The organism is Streptomyces sp. URMC 127, assembly GCF_051386535.1.
Lineage (GTDB): Bacteria > Actinomycetota > Actinomycetes > Streptomycetales > Streptomycetaceae > Streptomyces.
Genome location: NZ_JBPQTW010000032.1, coordinates 18,741 through 34,476 on the forward strand (window position 1 = coordinate 18,741; position 15,736 = coordinate 34,476).

Here is a 15,736-nt window from a genome sequence, read left to right on the forward strand (position 1 = left end):
CCGTTGCCGTTGTTGTCGCCGCAGCCGTCCCACCGGGCCGGCCGGCGACGGCAACGGCAATCCCCTGTTTCACCCCTGGGGATGAAAACTCGGGTGATGTTCCTACCTGATGACTCCACCGGACCTGAAGTGGCAATGCTCCAGCTCTCACTGATCACTTCAACCTCATGAGGTCCGACGCATGACGATCGCGCCCGGGGTCGGCACGGGCCGGGGGACGGCGCTGCCCGCCGCATCCGCGGGAGAGAATCTCCGGCTCACCCTCGTTTATTTCCTTCCCAATTACCTCAAGGGCGTCTTCCGGTCCCGGCCCCGGATCGCCGCGCTCGTCGCCCGCGCGGACACCGCCCGCCGCGCTCCGGAGGCCATGCGCCGGATGCGGCGGCGGCACGGCCGCGGCCCGGTCCTGGTGCGCGGCGCCGCCGGGCCCACGCTGCTCGTGCTCGACGCCGACGACGCCCGGCAGGTGCTCTCCGGCCCGGTCGCGGTCCACGCGGTCGACACCTGGGAGAAGGTGAGCGGCTTCGCCTCCGTCCAGCCCGAGACGCTGGTGGCCTCGCACGGGCGGCAGCGGATCGTGCGCCGGATGTTCAACGACGCGGTCCTGGACGCCGGCTGCCCGGTGCACCGGCTCGCCGACCGCTTCCTGCGCGTCGCCGGCGAGGAGGCCGCCGCCCTGCTGGGCCCCGGGGCAGTGGCGGGGCTGCGCCCGGAGGTCCTGCGGGCGAGCATCGAGCGCGTGGGGCGGCGGTGCTTCCTCGGCGAGGCGGCCGCCGACGACGAGGAGTTCTCCCGGCTCCTGGGCGAACTCCTCTCCGAGGCCAACTGGATGGGGGCCCGCCGCTGGCGCGCGGGCCGCGCCCGCCGGGTGCGCCGCAAGATGATGCAGCGCCAGGCGAGATATCTGTACGAGGCGGATCCGCGCAGCCTGGCCGGGCTCTTCGCGGCCGCGCCCCGGGGCCCCGAGACCGCCCCGGAGTGCCAGGTCAGCCACTGGTTCATGGCGCTCGGCGCGCTGACCGCGGTGACGGTGCAGACGCTCGCCCTGCTCGCCACGCACCCGCGCCAGCACGAGCGCGCCATGGAGGAGATCCGCGCGGCGGACCATACCCACGGCCCGCGCACGGTCCCCGGCTTCCTCGGCATGCCCTACCTGCGCGCCTGCGTGCAGGAGGCGGCCCGGCTGTGGCCCCCGGTCGCGGGCCTCACGCGCCGGACCACGGGCGAGACCCGCTGGCGGGACGCCGTCGCGCCGGGCGGGGTCGACGTCCTCGTCCCGGTCGCCTTCCACGCCCGCGACGGCGAACGCCTCGACTACGCCCATCGGTTCGCGCCCGAGAAGTGGCTGGACGGCACCGCGGAGCGCGACTGGGCGGTCAGCCCGTTCAGCCGCGGCGAGGCCCAGTGCAGCGGCATGGAGCTCGCCCTGCAGCTGGCCACCGGCTTCCTCGCCGAGCTGCTGCGCGGCGGCGAACTGGCCGTCGCCGGGATCCGGCTCGGCCCCGGCCGGCCGCTCCCGTACACCTTCGACACCTCACGGCTGCGGATCGGGATCCGCGCCGCGGCCGCGCCGGAGGCCGGCACGCGGCGGCCCCGCACGACACGAGCCGCAGCGGCGGAATCCCGTACCGCGGAAGCCGGCCCGGGCCAGGCCCGCACGGCGGGAGACCGCAGGCCCGAAGGCCGGACCCGCGAGGGCGGCCGCACATCCGAGGAGGACGCATGACGGCCGCCGGCACACCGGGCTCCCCGCGCACCACCACGGAGGCCGGCCAAGGCACCGGGACGGCCACGGCCGGCGCGGACCGGCTCACCGCCGCGGCCCGCGAGCTGGCCGGCGCCGCCGCGGCGGTCCGTGCCGCCGGGGTGGCCGTCACGGCCGTCGCGAGCGACCCCGCGCTGCTCGCCTCCCTCGGCCGCTCGCCCCGCCGCGGGCTGCGGGCCGCGGGCGCCCTGGCCCGCAGCCTCACCGACCCCGCCGGGCTCGGCCACGCCCCGGACGGCGGGCGGGCCGGGCGCGCCGCCCGGGCCGCCGGCGTGGCCGCCCGCCGCGGGAGCCTCGCCACCGACCTCGCGGCCACCGCGCTGCGGCTGCAGGTACGGCTGTGCGCGACCCGGCAGGCGGAGTACGCGGCCGAGAGTGCGGTCCGGCGCATGCTCGTGGCCGTCGAGGCGGGCCTGCCCGCCCTGGCCCTGCGCATCCTCCGGGAAGACGTCCGCGTCCGCAGCGCCGGGCACGCCCTGGCCGCGCTCGCCCCCACCTGGGAAGCGGTGACGGCGTGGCACGCCCTGACCGACGCGAACCCGTTCAACGACGCGGCCGCCTGGCTCACCGTCACGGGCGCCGGCGCGGAGAGCAGCCGCGGGCATGTGCCCGCTCCCCGCTCCCGCCGCCGTACGCGCTCCGCCGGCGAGTCGCCGGAGGCCGTCTTCCCGGACGGCCTGGACGAAGGCGGCGGCATCTCCGCCCACCTGCGCAACCTGGCGGCCCTGGGCCCCGGCAGGATGCTCACCCGGCAGGTCACCGGCCCGGACGGCACCACGCGGTGCCTGGTGCTCCTGCCCGGCCCGGAGTTCGTCCTGCCGCGCACCGCCTCCCCGGAGGGGCTGGTCGCGGCCGTGGCCGCGCTCGGCCGCGGCGACTGCCCGTACACCCTGGCCGCCCGCGACGCCCTCCGCCTGGCGGTGCCCGACGGCATGCCGGTCGCGCTCGTCGGGCACGGCCCGGGCGGGGTCGCGGCCCTGCACCTGGCGGGCGGCCCGGGGCGGCTCCGCCGGGCCGCCGAGCTCGTCGTCACGGCCGGCTCGCCCGCCGGCTCCGGGCTCCCGCCCGCTCTCCGCGCCCGCGTCGTCCGCCTCGCCGAGGAGCACGACCTGATGCCCCGTCTGGAGGGCCGCAGTCCGCTCCCGGTCCCGGTTCCGTCGCCGTCGCCTGAGCGGCTGGAGCTCTCCTGGACGGATCCCTCGTACGACGTCCCGCAGTGCCACGGTGCGCAGGAGTACGCCCAGAGCCTCGACAAGACCGCCACCGAGGCCCGCGACCGGGTGGACGAGCTGCTCGCCCCCTACCGGGGCAGGCCCGGCGCGACCGCCGTCCACCGCCTCACCGGCGGCTAGGCCGGTGCGCCCGCGCGCCCGCGCATCCTTCCGCACCACCGTCCGCAACCCTCACGGAGAACTGTCGATGACGCCGGTACCGCGCCGCCGCGAGTGGCACGACCTCCCCTTCCCGCTGGCGCTGCTGGAGCTGAGAAGACAGCGGCAAGTGCTGCGGGCGCACAACCTGTACGACACCTACGGGGCCGGCGGGGAGCGCCCGCGCAGGGCCGTCGCCGAGCTCCTCCCCCATCGCAGCTACGACGGATCGGGCTACGACCCCGCCGACGCCGACATGGGCCGGGCGGGCACCCGCTTCGACCGCAACTGCGCCCTGCCGGAGACCTACCCCGAGCCCGAGGACGACGGGCTGCTCTCGCCCAGCCCCCGCGAGGTCAGCCGGCAGCTGCTGCGCCGCCGCTCCGGCTTCCGCCCGGCGACCGGGCTGAACCTGCTGGCCGCGGCCTGGATCCAGTTCCAGAACCACGGCTGGTTCAGCCACGGCGACAACAAGGCCGGCCCGCCGATCGACGTGCCGCTGGCCGCGGACGACGACTGGCCGCAGTGCCCGATGCTCGTGCGCCGCTCCCGCCCCGACCCCGTCCCGCACAAGGACGCCTCCCGCCCTCCCACGTACGAGAACACCGTCACCCACTGGTGGGACGGGTCGCAGCTGTACGGGTCGAGCGAGGAGCGGTGCCGGGCCCTGCGCACGGGCGAGCGGGGCAAGCTCGCCGTCGTCGGCGGCCGGCTGCCCGACGAGACCGCGCCGGGGCTGTCCGGCATCGACCTGACCGGCTTCAACGACAACTACTGGGTCGGCCTGTCCCTGCTGCACACGCTCTTCGCCAAAGAGCACAACGCCATCTGCGACCGGATCGCCGCCGCCCACCCCACGTGGGGCGACGAGCGGCTCTTCCAGACGGCCCGGCTCGTCAACGCCGCCGTCATGGCCAAGATCCATACGGTCGAGTGGACGCCGGGGATCGTCGCTCACCCGGTGACGCGGGCGGCCATGCACATGAACTGGTACGGGGTCCTGCCCGCGCGGGTGCGGCGCCGCGTGGGCCGGTTCGGCACCGGTGAGACCCTGTTCGGCATCCCCGGCTCCCCCACCGACCACCACAGCGCGCCGTACTCGATGACGGAGGAGTTCGTCGCCGCCTACCGGCTGCACCCGATGATCCGCGACGAGTACGCCGTCTACTCGCACCGTACGGGCGCGCTCGTCGAGCGGACCGGCTTCGAGGAGCTGCAGGCCCTGGCCACCCGGCCGGCCGTGGACAAGTACGGCCTCTCCGACCTGCTGTACTCGTTCGGCGTCATGCACCCCGGGGACATCACCCTCCACAACCATCCCGACTGCCTGCGCGACCTCCTGCGGATCTCCGGCGAGCACGTCGACGTCGGCGCGGTCGACGTGCTGCGCGACCGCGAGCGGGGTGTGCCCCGCTACACCGCCTTCCGGGCCGCGCTGCACCGCCCGCCCGTCTCCGGCTTCGAGGAGCTGACCGGCGGTGACGTGGGGCTCGCCGCGGAGCTGCGCGAGGTCTACGAGGGCCGGCTGGACCGCGTCGACACCATGGTCGGCATGTACGCCGAGCGGCGGCCGCGGGGGTTCGCGTTCAGCGACACGGCGTTCCGGCTGTTCGTGCTGATGGCGTCCCGGCGGCTGAAGAGCGACCGCTTCTTCACCCGGGATTACCGCCCGGAGGTCTACACCCCCGAGGGCATGGAGTGGATCGACCGCACCGGCATGGCCGACGTGCTCCTGCGCCACCACCCGGAGCTGGAGCCGGCGCTGCGGGGCGTGCGCAACGCGTTCGCGCCGTGGCGGATGCTGCGGCCCGGAGGGATCCGGTGACGGGCGCCGGCGCGGAGCACGCGCCCTGGTCGCGGCCCGTCCGGGCGCAGGCCTGCTCGCTGCGGGAGCAGGCGGCCCGGCTGCGGTCGAGCGCGGAGGAGGTGGCGTCGCTGGGTCCGGAGGGGGCGGCGCTGCGCAAGCGGATGATCGCCCATGCGGACCGGGCCGAGACGGCCGCGCGCTCGCTGGAGCGCGCGGCGGAGGCCCTGGCCCGTCACGAGGCGGTCCTGGCGGCGCTGGACCGCCGCTTGGAGGACGACGGCTTCAGCCCACCGGGCGGGCCGCCCCGGCCTCGGTGGCGATAGGCCCACGGGCGGCCCGGTCCTCGCGGGGGCCGGGCCGCCCGGTGCCCTGCGGGCCGGCGGGCGGTGCCCGGCACCGCCGGTCGTCATCACTGTGGCCGAGCACCGCCGCGGCGGGAACGTGTCGCCTGCGGCGAGCCGTACGGGATACCCGTGGTCAGGCCGTCTTCGACGCCGCCGCGGGCCCGGCGCGGGACGGCCTGGGGGGCGCCACGCGCCCCCCTCCGCCGCCGCGGCGCGCAGCCCGGGGCAGGGCCTAACGCCCCCCGAGCGCCGCCATGTCACGCGCGTACCAGCGCTCGCCGCGGAGTTCGGCCAGGCCCAGGTCCGCGAGGCCCTGGACGTGCTTGGTGACGGTGCGCGGCTGGTAGCCGGCGGCGGCGCACAGCTCTTCCAGGGAGGCCCCTTCGGGACCGCACGTCCGCAGGCTCTCCCACGTGCGCGCGGCGTGCCGCCCGAGCTCGGCCACGGGGGCCGCGGGCACGGCGGGAGGCGCCGTCGCTGCCGGAGCGACAGGGGCGGCCGGGGCAGCCGGGGCAGCCGTTCCGGCCGGCTGCGAAGCCGTGCGCGCGACGGCCGGCCGCGGGGCCGCCGCCGCGGCGCGGAGGCGGCCCGCGCCGACCGGGCGCGGTGTGCGGTTGACCCTGCGGTGCCTGCGGCCCTTCTGGCGTTTGCTCATGGATGTACCACTGCTCCGTCCTGTGAGGTCGGGTGCGTGCGTCGTGCTCTCCCCCGGGTCAACCCGGCGGTCATCAGGCGGTTACGGCCCTGTCTCCGAGTGTGCGGGACATCACGCGCGAGCCCGGAAGGGCGCGCCGCAAGTGCTTCTGGTGGCATATGTGACGCTTGGGGCGTGCGCATTCTGATAGTGGAGGACGAGGCCGGACTGGCCGATTCGCTGCGGCACGGCCTGGCCGCCGAGGGCCATCTGGTGGACGTCGTCCACAACGGCCACCAGGGCCTTACGGCGGCGCTCACCGGCGTGTACGACGTGATCGTCCTGGACGTGATGCTGCCGGGGCTGAGCGGCTACGAGATCTGCCGGCGCCTGCGCGGGCTCGGCCAGTGGACGCCGGTGCTGATGCTCACCGCGAAGGACGGCGAGTACGACGAGGCGGAGGGGCTGGACGCGGGGGCGGACGACTACCTCTCCAAGCCGTTCTCCTTCGTGGTGCTGCTCGCCCGGCTGCGGGCGCTGGGCCGCCGGCGCGGCCCCGGGGCGGCGGCGCCGCTGCGCGCGGGGGACCTGGTGCTGGACCCCGCGGCGCGCCGCTGCCTGCGCGGCGGGCAGGAGATCGAGCTGACCGCGCGTGAGCTGTCGGTCCTGCGCTGCCTGCTGGAGAACGCCGGGCGGGCGGTCGCCAAGCGGGAGATCCTGGACGAGGTCTGGGACTTCCCCGGCGGCACGGATCCCAACATCGTCGAGGTCTACGTCTCCTCGCTGCGCAAGAAGATCGACGCGCCGTTCGGCCGGCGCACGATCGTGACGGTGCACGGCACCGGCTACCGCATCGACCCGGCCGGCGGGGCCGCGTGACCCCGTCCCCGTCCCTGCGGCTGCCCCGTACGCTGCGGGGCCGGTGCGCGGCCGCGGCGGCCCTGGCGATGGCGGTGGTCCTCGGCGTGGGCGGCACGTGGCTGTACACGGTGCTGCGCGCCAACCTGCTGGACACCACGACGGGCCGCACCGAGCTGGCCGCCCGCGAGGTGGCGGCGCAGGCGGACGCCGGGGAGCTGCCGTCGCTGCTGGCGTCGCCGCGCGCGGGCGTCGACGTCGTGCTCGTCCTGGACGCGAAGGGCCGGGTGGTCGCGACGACGCGGCCGTCCGCGGAGGCCCTCGCCGAGGAGCTGGCGCCGATCCGCCCGGAGGCCGGCCGGGATTCCGCCCACCGCATCCTCTCCGGGGCGCGCGCGGCGGGCGGCGAGCGGGGCCGGGCCCACGACCCCGGCCGCGCCGACGTGGTGGCGGTGCGTGCCTCGGCGCCGCCCCCGGGGCCGGGCGGGGAGCGGCACGAGCGGTACGTGTACGCGCTGACCGTCCTCAACGACGTCGACGGCGCCGTGCACGCCGTCGCGGTGGGGCTCCTCGCGGGCGCGCCGCCGCTGATCGCCCTGGCCGCGGCCATCGCGTGGGCGGTGACGGGGCTGGCGCTGCGGCCGGTGACCACGATCCGCACGGAGCTGGCGGCCGTCACCGCGAGCGCGCTGGACCGGCGGGTCCCGGTGCCGACGGCCGGCGACGAGGTGGCCGAGCTGGCCCGTACGGTCAACGCCACGCTGGACCGGCTGGAGCTCGCGGTCGGCCGGCAGCGGCAGTTCGTCGCCGACGCCTCGCACGAGCTGCGCAACCCCGTGGCCGCGGTGCGCTCGCGGCTGGAGGTCGCGCTGGCCGCGCCGGGCGGGCCGCCGCCCGCGGCCGTCCGGGCGGCGCTGGAGGAGACCGTCCGCCTGCAGCACGTGGCGGCGGACCTGCTGCTCCTGGCCCGGTTCGACGCGCGGGCGCCGATGGCGCCCGCCGAGCCGGCGGACCTCGCGCTGCTGGCGGCCGAGGAGGCGGCCCGGCGGCCGGCGCCCCGGGTGCCGGTGAGCGTGCGCGCCGGCGCCCCGGTGCCGCTGCGCGGACGGACCGGCCAGCTGGAGCGCCTGCTGGCGAACCTGGTCGACAACGCGCTGCGGCACGCCGCCTCGCGGGTGGTGATCACGGCGTCGCTCGACGAGGCGGCGGGGCAGGCGGTGCTGGAGGTGGCCGACGACGGGCCGGGGATCCCCGAGGACGAGCGCGAGCGGGTCTTCGAGCGCTTCGTGCGGCTGGACCCGGCGCGCGACCGGGAGAGCGGCGGCAGCGGGCTGGGCCTGGCCATCGCGCGGGAGATCGCGCGTGCCCACGGCGGGACCCTGGCCGTGGCGCCGGACGGGCAGGGAGCGCGGCTGGTGGCGCGCTTCCCGGTGCCGGGCGCCGCATCGAGCAGTGCGTCCGATTCCTGAAAGTTCGTTCAGGAATCTCAGGTTTTCTTCAGCCCGGACCGCCGATAGTGAGCGGTGTGACCGTGGATTCCGTGCACCTCGACGGCAGGGACGAGCACCGCGTGCGGACGCGGGGCCCGTCGGCGGCGGCGCGGCGGAGCCGTGAGGCGCTGCTGCTCGGCCTGGCCGTGCTGATCAGCTGTTTCGGCTACGTCTACACCGGCCTGGCGACGGCCGGCCGGGTCCCGGGCGGCTTCGCCGGCTTCGCGGGCGCCATGGTGTGCCTCGCGCTGGTGCCGCACCTGGCCGTGCGCCGCTGGGCGCCGTACGCCGATCCCCTGATCCTTCCGCTGGCCGTGCTGCTGTCGGGGACCGGCCTGGTGCTGCTGTACCGGCTGGACTTCTCGTACGGCGCGCGCTACTCCTCGCCCCCGACGGCCTCGGGCCAGCTGATGTGGACCGTCATCGGCGTGGCCCTGTGCGTGGCGCTGCTGATCGTCCTGCCGGACCACCGCAGGCTCCAGCGCTACATCTTCCTGACGATGGCCGTGGCGCTGGTGCTGCTGATGGCCCCGGCGTTCTTCCCGGGCGACACCTACGGCGCCAAGCGGTGGATCTTCGTCGGCCCGCTGTCGTTCCAGCCGGGCGAGTTCGTCAAGACGATGATCGCGGTGTTCTTCGCGGGCTATCTGGTGATCCACCGGCACGCGCTGGCGCTCACGGGACGCAAGGTGCTGGGGGTGCGGCTGCCTCCGGGCCGCCAGCTCGCGCCGATCCTGACCGTGTGGGTGCTGAGCCTGCTGGTGCTCGTCTTCGAGCGTGACCTGGGCACGTCGCTGATCTTCTTCGGGCTGTTCGTGGTGATGCTGTACGCGGCGACCGAGCGGTTCAGCTGGGTGCTGTGCGGGGTGCTGATGGCGGCGGCGGGCGCCGTCGTGGTCGGCTCGGCCGAGCCGCACGTCAAGGGCCGCATCGACGCCTGGCAGCACCCGTTCGCGGCGCTGCACAGCCAGAGCGCCGGTTCGGACCAGCTCGCGAAGGCGCTGTTCGGCTTCGGCAGCGGCGGCGTGACGGGCACCGGCCTCGGCCGGGGCCACCCGGATCTGATCGGGTTCGCCGGCCGCAGCGACTTCATCCTCACCACGGTCGGCGAGGAGCTGGGCCTGGCCGGGACGATGGTCGTGCTGATGCTCTACGCGCTGCTGGCCCAGCGGGGCCTGAGCACGGCGGTGGCCCTGCGCGACCCGTTCGGGAAGCTGCTGGCGGTGGGGCTCTCGGCGGCCCTGGCCCTGCAGGTCTTCGTCGTGGCGGGCGGGGTGCTGGGCCTGATCCCGCTGACCGGCAAGGCGCTGCCGTTCCTCGCCAAGAGCGGCTCCTCGCTCGTCGCCAACTGGCTGATGGTGGCGCTGCTGATACGCATCAGCGACAGCGCGGGCCGGGCCCGCGCCGCGGGGCCGGCCGGGTGACGCCTTGTTGACTGAGGCACCCATTTTTGCGGAGGCTTGAGGGGTCGTCGCGGCCGCGGGCCGCGACGGTGCGGGGGAGCCAGGGAATCGCAAGAAGACCAGGCAGGAAAGAGGCGCCAGGATGTCCATCGCCCACGACGAGCCCACCGCCTATCCCTTCAACGACCCCGCCGGACTGGAGCTGTCCGGCAAGTACGCGGAAGCGCGCCGCGGCGAGGGCCTGCTGCGCGTCCGCATGGAGTACGGCGAGCCCGCCTGGCTCGTCACCCGTTACGCCGACGCCCGGCTCGTCCTCGGCGACCGGCGGTTCAGCCGCGCCGAGAGCGTCCACCACGACGAGCCGCGCCGCGGCGAGGGACCGCGCGACACCGGCCTGCTGAGCATGGACCCGCCCGACCACACCCGGCTGCGCACGCTGGTCACCAAGGCGTTCACGACGCCGCGGGTCGAGAAGCTGCGGCCGGACGTGCGCGCGCTCGCCGAGGGCCTGGTGGACGCGATGGTGGCGGCGGGCCCGCCCGCCGACCTGGTCGAGGACTACGCCCTGCCCATCCCCGTGGCGGTGATCTGCCGGCTGCTCGGGGTGCCGCTGGAGGACCGGCCGCGGTTCCGCAAGTGGAGCGACGCCGCGCTGACGACGAGTTCGCTGACCGCCGAGGAGAAGACGGCGAACCGGGACGAGCTGCGGGCCTACATGGCCGGGCTCATCGGCGAGCACCGCGCGCACCCGGCCGACGACCTGATGACGGCCCTGATCGAGGCGCGCGACGTGGACGACCGGCTCTCCGAGCTGGAGCTTATCGACCTGTGCGTGGGCATCCTGGTCGCCGGCCACGAGACCACCGCGACCCAGGTCCCCAACTTCGTGCTCACCCTCCTCGGCCACCCCGGCGAGCTGGCCCGGCTGCGCGACGACCCGGGCCTGCTGCCGGCCGCCGTCGAGGAGCTGATGCGCTTCGTCCCGCTGGGCGCGGGCGCGTCGTTCGCCCGCTACGCCCTGGAGGACACCGAGGTGGGCGGGACGCTGGTGCGCAAGGGCGAGGCGGTGCTGGTGGCCGTCGGCGCGGCCAACCGGGACGCCGGGCGGTTCGCCGACCCGGAGGCCTTCGACATCGGCCGCGAAGGCAACCAGCACCTCGGCTTCGGCCACGGCGTGCACCACTGCCTCGGTGCGCCGCTGGCCCGGCTGGAGCTGCAGGAGGCGCTGCGGGCCCTGGTCCTGCGGCTGCCGGGGCTCCGCCTGGCCGGTGACGTCGTGTGGAAGACGGGCATGCTGGTCCGCGGGCCGCGCTCGATGCCGGTGGCGTGGTGAGCCCCGTGCCGGACGCGAGCGCGGGAGCGGCGGCGGGCGCCGGGGCCTGGCGGGTGACCGTGGACCGGAGCGCGTGCATCGGCTCGGGGATCTGCGCGGCCCTCGCCCCGGACTTCTTCCACCTGGAGGACGAGCGGTCCCGGCCGCTGAGAGCGGCGACGGGCCCGGACGAGGCGCTGCTGGACGCGGCGGACTCGTGCCCCGCGGCGGCCATCACCGTCACCGAGGGGACGGAGGTCATCGGGCCCCGGCCATGACGTGACGGCCGGTAATGGTGCGGTGCGGAGATACGGGCGGGCCGCGATGGGTACCTACCCCGGTGCCCGGGCCCGACCACGCGCCCGCCGGCCGAAAGGACATCCGCATGCAGCATGTCCGGCTCCCGCACCGCAGAGGCGGGGCGCTCCTCGCCCTCCTCCTCGCGCTGCTGTCCGTCACCTCCGTCACCTCCGTCGCCGCCGCCGCGCCGCCGGGACAGCGGACCCGTACGCAGGACGAGCCCGTCGTGAGCACCGACCACGGCCCCGTCCGCGGCAGGTCGCACGGCACGTACGCCACGTACGAGGGCATCCCGTACGCCGCCCCGCCGACCGGCCCGCTGCGGTGGCGCGCGCCGCAGCCCGCACGCCGCTGGGAGGGCGTGCGGGACGCGGGCGCGCCGGGCCCGAAGTGCCTGCAGCTGCCGGTGTTCGGCCCCGGGTCGCTCACCGGCTCCGAGGACTGCCTGTACCTCAACGTCACCGCGCCGGCCGGCCGCGCCCCGGAGCGGGGCCGGCCCGTCATGGTGTGGGTGCACGGCGGCGGGTTCACCGGCGGCTCCGGCAGCGAGTACGACGCCGGGCGGCTGGCAGCGCGCGGCGGCACCGTCGTCGTCACCCTCAACTACCGGCTGGGCGCCCTCGGTTTCTTCGGCCACCCGGAGCTCGGCGACGCCCCGTCCTTCGGCCTCGCCGACCAGCAGGCGGCCCTGCGCTGGGTGCGGGCCAACGCCGCGCGCTTCGGCGGCGACCCGCACAACGTGACCCTGTTCGGCGAATCGGCGGGCGCGATCAGCACCTGTGCCCAGCTCACCTCGCCCACCGCGGCCGGCCTCTTCCACAAGGCCGTGCTGCAGAGCGGCTCGTGCACCACGACGTTCCCCCGCGGCGCCGTCGTGCCCGGCACGCCGGCCTTCTCCTTCTCCGCGCCGCAGAAGGCCGTCCAGGACGCGGGCGCCGCCGCGGCCGCGCGGCTCGGCTGCCGGGGGCCCGGAGCGCTGGACTGCCTGCGCGGGATGAGCGCGGAGAAGCTGGTGACGCCCGAACTGTCGCAGCTCTTCAGCACGCCCGCCTACGGCAACGCCCTGCTGCCGGAGGCGCCGGACCGCGCGCTGGCCGCCGGCCGCTTCCACCGGGTGCCGGTGGTCCAGGGCTCGACCAGCGACGAGATGCGGCTGTTCGTCGGCATCAACCTGGACACGTACCCGCTGCGGAACGAGCACGACTACCGCGCCCGCCTGACGGACTCCTTCGGCGCGTCCGCGGACGCCGTCGCGGCGGAGTACCCCCTGTCCGCCTACCCCACGCCCGCGCTGGCCTGGTCGGCGCTGCTCACCGACGCCACGTTCGCGTGCGGGTCGTACCGCGCGAACAAGGCGCTGGCCGGGCGCGTGCCCACGTACGCCTACGAGTTCGCCGACCGCGACGCGCCCCTCGTGGAGGGGATCCCGGTCCGCCCCGGCTTCCCCTACGGGGCCTCGCACGCCTTCGAACTGGCCTACCTGTTCACCGCCTTCCCCCTGCAGAAGCCGCTGACCGAGGCCCAGGTCGCGCTGTCGGACCGGATGACCGGCTACTGGACGCGCTTCGCGCGCACCGGTGACCCGAACGCGCCCGGTGCCCCGCGCTGGCCGCTCTTCCGGGACCGGGACCCGCTCACGCTGTCCCTCGCGCCGGGCGCGGGCGGCATCCGGCCCGCCGACTTCGGCGCCGCCCACCACTGCGCGTTCTGGGAGCGGCAGCGGTAGGCCTCGCCCGGTCTGCTCCGGGGCCCGGGGCTTCCCCGGGCCCGGGTGGTGGCCCGCCGCCGCAGCGGTCACATTGGAAGACATGCTCCTGGCCGATGTCGCCCGCGTGTCCGCCGAGATGGCCGCGACGTCCGCGCGGTCGGAGAAGACCGCCCTGCTGGCCGGTCTCTTCCGCGGCGCCGACCCGCACGAGGCGCCCATCGCCCTGACGTACCTGTCGGGGAGGCTGCCGCAGGGCAGGGTCGGCGTCGGATGGAGCGTGCTGCGCGACCTCCCGGCGCCCGCGGCCGTGCCGGTGCTGACGGTCGCGGAGGTGGACCGCGCGGTCGGCGCCCTCGCCGCGGTCGCCGGCAAGGGCGCGCAGGCCGAGCGGCGCCGCCTGGTCGGCGCGCTGATGGGCGCGGCCACCGCGCAGGAGCAGCGCTTCCTGCGGGGCCTGCTCGGCGGGGAGCTGCGCCAGGGCGCCCTGGACGCGGCCGCGGCCGAGGGCCTTGCGGCCGCCGCCGGAGCCGACCCCGCCGAGGTGCGGCGGGCCGTGATGCTGAGCGGCTCGCTCGCCGCGGTCGCCGGGGAACTGCTGGCGCGGGGCCCGGCGGCGCTGGCGGACTTCCGGCTGGAGGTCGGGCGCCCGGTGCAGCCGATGCTGGCGCAGACCGCCGCGGACGTCGACGAGGCGCTGGACCGGCTCGGGCCGTGCGCCGTCGAGGAGAAGCTCGACGGCATCCGCGTCCAGGTGCACCGGGACGGCGGGTCCGTACGGATCTGGACGCGCCGGCTGGAGGAGGTCACCGAGCGGCTCCCCGAGCTGTGCCGCGTGGCGCTGGAGCTGCCGGTGTCCTCCGCCGTGCTGGACGGCGAGGTGATCGCGCTGGACGCGGAAGGCCGGCCGCGGCCGTTCCAGGAGACGGCGGGCCGGGTCGGCTCGCGGCTGGACGTGGCCGGGGCGGCGGTGACGGTGCCGCTGTCGCCGGTCTTCTTCGACCTGCTGGCCGTGGACGGCCGCGACCTGCTGGCGCTGCCCACGGCCGGCCGCCACGCGGAGCTGGCGCGGGTGGTGCCCGGGCCGCTGCGCGTGCGGCGCCTGGTGGTCGCGGACCCGGCGGAGGCCGAAGAGCGCGCCGCGGCGCGGGACTTCGCGGAGGAGGTGCTGCGGCGCGGCCACGAGGGCGTGGTGGTCAAGGCGCTGGCCGCGCCCTACACGGCGGGACGGCGGGGCTCGGCGTGGCTGAAGGTGAAGCCGGTGCACACGCTGGACCTGGTGGTGCTGGCGGCGGAGTGGGGGCACGGCCGCCGCACGGGCAAGCTGTCGAACCTGCACCTGGGCGCGCGGCGGCCGGACGGCACGTTCGCCATGCTCGGCAAGACGTTCAAGGGGATGACGGACGCGATGCTGGCGTGGCAGACGGAGCGGCTGCGGGAGCTGGCCACCGGCGACGACGGCTTCGTGGTGCGGGTCCGGCCGGAGCTGGTGGTGGAGGTCGCCTTCGACGGCATCCAGAGGTCCTCCCGGTACCCGGCGGGGGTGACGCTGCGGTTCGCGCGGGTCGTCCGCTACCGGGAGGACAAGCGGGCGGAGGACGCCGACACGGTGGAAACGGTGCTGGCGCTGGGCGCTACGGGTTGAGGGTGGCGGCATCACTGCCGCCGCAACGGTGATCGGCCACGAGCGGCCGGGCCGGCGGTGCCGGACCGGCCGTCGCGGACGGGTCCGGTCGCCGCCGGAACGGCGACGGCGGGCTCACTCGCCCCGGAAGAGCTCCAGCAGGTCCTGCCGCCCGAAGACCCCCGCCGCCTCGACGGCGGACGGCGCGCCGGCGGCGGGGTCGGCGCCGTGCGCCAGCAGGGTGCGGACGATCTCGTCCTCGCCCTTGAAGACGGCGCCCGCGAGGGGGGTCTGCCCGCGGTCGTTGGACCGGTTCGGGTCCGCCCCGCGCTCCAGGAGGGCCACGACCGCGTCCAGGTGGCCGTGGTAGGCCGCCAGCATGACCAGCGAGTCGCCGCGGTCGTTGGTGAGGTTGGCCGGCACGCCGGCGTCCACGTACGCGGCGAGCGTGTCGGTGTCGCCGTGCCGCGCCAGGTCGAAGACCTTGGCCGCGAGCTGGAGCACCTCGGGGTCGTGGGCGGGCTCGGTCTCGGGGGTCTGGTCGCTCATGGGTCCGCGGTCCTCCGGTCGGTTCGCATGGGTGCACGCGATATCGGTGTGCCCCCACCCTATGTACGGGTGCCGCGCGCTGTCCGGCAGGCACGGACGCGCCCGTTCGGGTGAATTGCCGGACACCTGCGCGGGATGCTCCGCAACCGGCCGGTGCCGGTGTATGGGGCGCGACCCCCGGCCCCGTCAGGTGGTTTGCATTTTTGCAGCCTCCTGCCGCGCCCTCCCGTGGTCACGGAAAGCGCCCACTGAGCGAACTGATCGAACTGCGAGGTCTTTTCGTCGCATTAATACTTTCTGTGAGTCCTGAGGAGCTCATGGTGAACCCCTCGACCCGCTCAGGAGAACCAACATGATTCTGTCCATCTCCGGCGTCGTGCTGTTCGGTGTCATCGTCTTCCTGTTCTTCCGCAAGGACAGCCTGAAGGCCAGCCACGCCATCGTCTGCGCCCTCTTCGGCTTCTACCTCTCCAGCACGGCCATCGCCCCCAGCATCAGGGCCGGCAGCGCCAGCCTCGCGGGGCTCCTGGGCGGTCTCAAGTTCTGACCGCACCCGCCGCCAACACCCGCAGGAG

Annotated in this window: 14 protein-coding genes; 12 read left to right on the plus strand and 2 right to left on the minus strand. The window is 75.8% G+C overall.

Features of this window, described 5'->3' with window-relative positions; genetic code table 11:
* The first annotated feature begins 181 nt into the window (after positions 1-181).
* The 4 genes from ACSNOH_RS10600 (at position 182) to ACSNOH_RS10615 (ending at position 5,265) form a co-directional block, all read left to right on the plus strand.
* Positions 182-1,726 (plus strand): cytochrome P450, encoded by a 1,545-nt coding sequence (locus ACSNOH_RS10600; RefSeq protein WP_436721005.1) that lies wholly within the window; start codon positions 182-184, stop codon positions 1,724-1,726.
* Positions 1,723-3,117: a hypothetical protein gene (locus ACSNOH_RS10605; RefSeq protein ID WP_436721006.1), complete on the plus strand. Its 1,395-nt coding sequence runs from the start codon at positions 1,723-1,725 to the stop codon at positions 3,115-3,117. The genes ACSNOH_RS10600 and ACSNOH_RS10605 overlap by 4 nt, the downstream gene beginning before the upstream one ends.
* A 67-nt stretch (positions 3,118-3,184) precedes the next feature.
* Complete coding sequence (locus ACSNOH_RS10610; protein ID WP_436721007.1) at positions 3,185-4,960, plus strand: peroxidase family protein; 1,776 nt, start codon at positions 3,185-3,187, stop codon at positions 4,958-4,960.
* Positions 4,957-5,265 carry a hypothetical protein gene (locus ACSNOH_RS10615; RefSeq protein WP_436721008.1) on the plus strand — a complete coding sequence of 103 codons (309 nt, stop codon included), beginning with the start codon at positions 4,957-4,959 and terminating at the stop codon, positions 5,263-5,265. Before ACSNOH_RS10610 ends, ACSNOH_RS10615 begins: the two co-directional genes overlap by 4 nt.
* Positions 5,266-5,518: 253 nt before the next feature.
* On the opposite strand, the gene ACSNOH_RS10620 is transcribed toward ACSNOH_RS10615, so the two are convergent.
* Positions 5,519-5,941, minus strand: coding sequence for a hypothetical protein (locus tag ACSNOH_RS10620; protein ID WP_436721009.1), 423 nt, complete (start codon positions 5,939-5,941; stop codon positions 5,519-5,521).
* Positions 5,942-6,115: 174 nt separating this feature from the next.
* Here ACSNOH_RS10620 and ACSNOH_RS10625 point away from each other — a divergent pair, with 174 nt between their 5' ends.
* The 7 genes from ACSNOH_RS10625 (at position 6,116) to ACSNOH_RS10655 (ending at position 14,633) form a co-directional block, all read left to right on the plus strand.
* Positions 6,116-6,799, plus strand: a complete 684-nt coding sequence (locus tag ACSNOH_RS10625) for a response regulator transcription factor (RefSeq protein WP_436721010.1) — start codon at positions 6,116-6,118, stop codon at positions 6,797-6,799.
* A complete protein-coding gene (locus ACSNOH_RS10630) occupies positions 6,796-8,247 on the plus strand; it encodes a sensor histidine kinase (protein ID WP_436721011.1) in 1,452 nt (483 codons plus the stop codon). The genes ACSNOH_RS10625 and ACSNOH_RS10630 overlap by 4 nt, the downstream gene beginning before the upstream one ends.
* Before the next feature lie 62 nt (positions 8,248-8,309).
* Positions 8,310-9,692: an FtsW/RodA/SpoVE family cell cycle protein gene (locus ACSNOH_RS10635; protein WP_436721028.1), complete on the plus strand. Its 1,383-nt coding sequence runs from the start codon at positions 8,310-8,312 to the stop codon at positions 9,690-9,692.
* 121 nt (positions 9,693-9,813) lie between these two features.
* Complete coding sequence (locus ACSNOH_RS10640; RefSeq protein ID WP_436721012.1) at positions 9,814-11,004, plus strand: cytochrome P450; 1,191 nt, start codon at positions 9,814-9,816, stop codon at positions 11,002-11,004.
* Between the two features lie 5 nt (positions 11,005-11,009).
* Positions 11,010-11,261 (plus strand): ferredoxin, encoded by a 252-nt coding sequence (locus tag ACSNOH_RS10645; protein ID WP_436721013.1) that lies wholly within the window; start codon positions 11,010-11,012, stop codon positions 11,259-11,261.
* A 107-nt stretch (positions 11,262-11,368) separates the two neighbouring features.
* Positions 11,369-13,009 carry a carboxylesterase/lipase family protein gene (locus tag ACSNOH_RS10650; protein WP_436721014.1) on the plus strand — a complete coding sequence of 547 codons (1,641 nt, stop codon included), beginning with the start codon at positions 11,369-11,371 and terminating at the stop codon, positions 13,007-13,009.
* 82 nt (positions 13,010-13,091) lie between these two features.
* A complete protein-coding gene (locus ACSNOH_RS10655) occupies positions 13,092-14,633 on the plus strand; it encodes an ATP-dependent DNA ligase (protein WP_436721015.1) in 1,542 nt (513 codons plus the stop codon).
* A 114-nt stretch (positions 14,634-14,747) separates the two neighbouring features.
* Here ACSNOH_RS10655 and ACSNOH_RS10660 read toward each other — a convergent pair whose 3' ends face one another.
* Positions 14,748-15,161: an ankyrin repeat domain-containing protein gene (locus tag ACSNOH_RS10660; RefSeq protein ID WP_436721016.1), complete on the minus strand. Its 414-nt coding sequence runs from the start codon at positions 15,159-15,161 to the stop codon at positions 14,748-14,750.
* Between the two features lie 352 nt (positions 15,162-15,513).
* Here ACSNOH_RS10660 and ACSNOH_RS10665 point away from each other — a divergent pair, with 352 nt between their 5' ends.
* Positions 15,514-15,708, plus strand: coding sequence for a hypothetical protein (locus ACSNOH_RS10665; protein ID WP_030365431.1), 195 nt, complete (start codon positions 15,514-15,516; stop codon positions 15,706-15,708).
* The last annotated feature ends 28 nt before the right edge of the window (positions 15,709-15,736 follow it).

What these genes read in the sequence shown, in the direction of transcription:
- ACSNOH_RS10600 (WP_436721005.1), top strand. Translation starts at nt 182, where the DNA reads ATGACGATCGCGCCCGGGGTCGGCACGGGCCGGGGGACGGCGCTGCCC.
- ACSNOH_RS10605 (WP_436721006.1), top strand. Translation starts at nt 1,723, where the DNA reads ATGACGGCCGCCGGCACACCGGGCTCCCCGCGCACCACCACGGAGGCC.
- ACSNOH_RS10610 (WP_436721007.1), top strand. Translation starts at nt 3,185, where the DNA reads ATGACGCCGGTACCGCGCCGCCGCGAGTGGCACGACCTCCCCTTCCCG.
- ACSNOH_RS10620 (WP_436721009.1), bottom strand. Translation starts at nt 5,941, where the DNA reads ATGAGCAAACGCCAGAAGGGCCGCAGGCACCGCAGGGTCAACCGCACA.
- ACSNOH_RS10640 (WP_436721012.1), top strand. Translation starts at nt 9,814, where the DNA reads ATGTCCATCGCCCACGACGAGCCCACCGCCTATCCCTTCAACGACCCC.
- ACSNOH_RS10650 (WP_436721014.1), top strand. Translation starts at nt 11,369, where the DNA reads ATGCAGCATGTCCGGCTCCCGCACCGCAGAGGCGGGGCGCTCCTCGCC.
- ACSNOH_RS10655 (WP_436721015.1), top strand. Translation starts at nt 13,092, where the DNA reads ATGCTCCTGGCCGATGTCGCCCGCGTGTCCGCCGAGATGGCCGCGACG.
- ACSNOH_RS10660 (WP_436721016.1), bottom strand. Translation starts at nt 15,161, where the DNA reads ATGAGCGACCAGACCCCCGAGACCGAGCCCGCCCACGACCCCGAGGTG.
- ACSNOH_RS10665 (WP_030365431.1), top strand. Translation starts at nt 15,514, where the DNA reads ATGATTCTGTCCATCTCCGGCGTCGTGCTGTTCGGTGTCATCGTCTTC.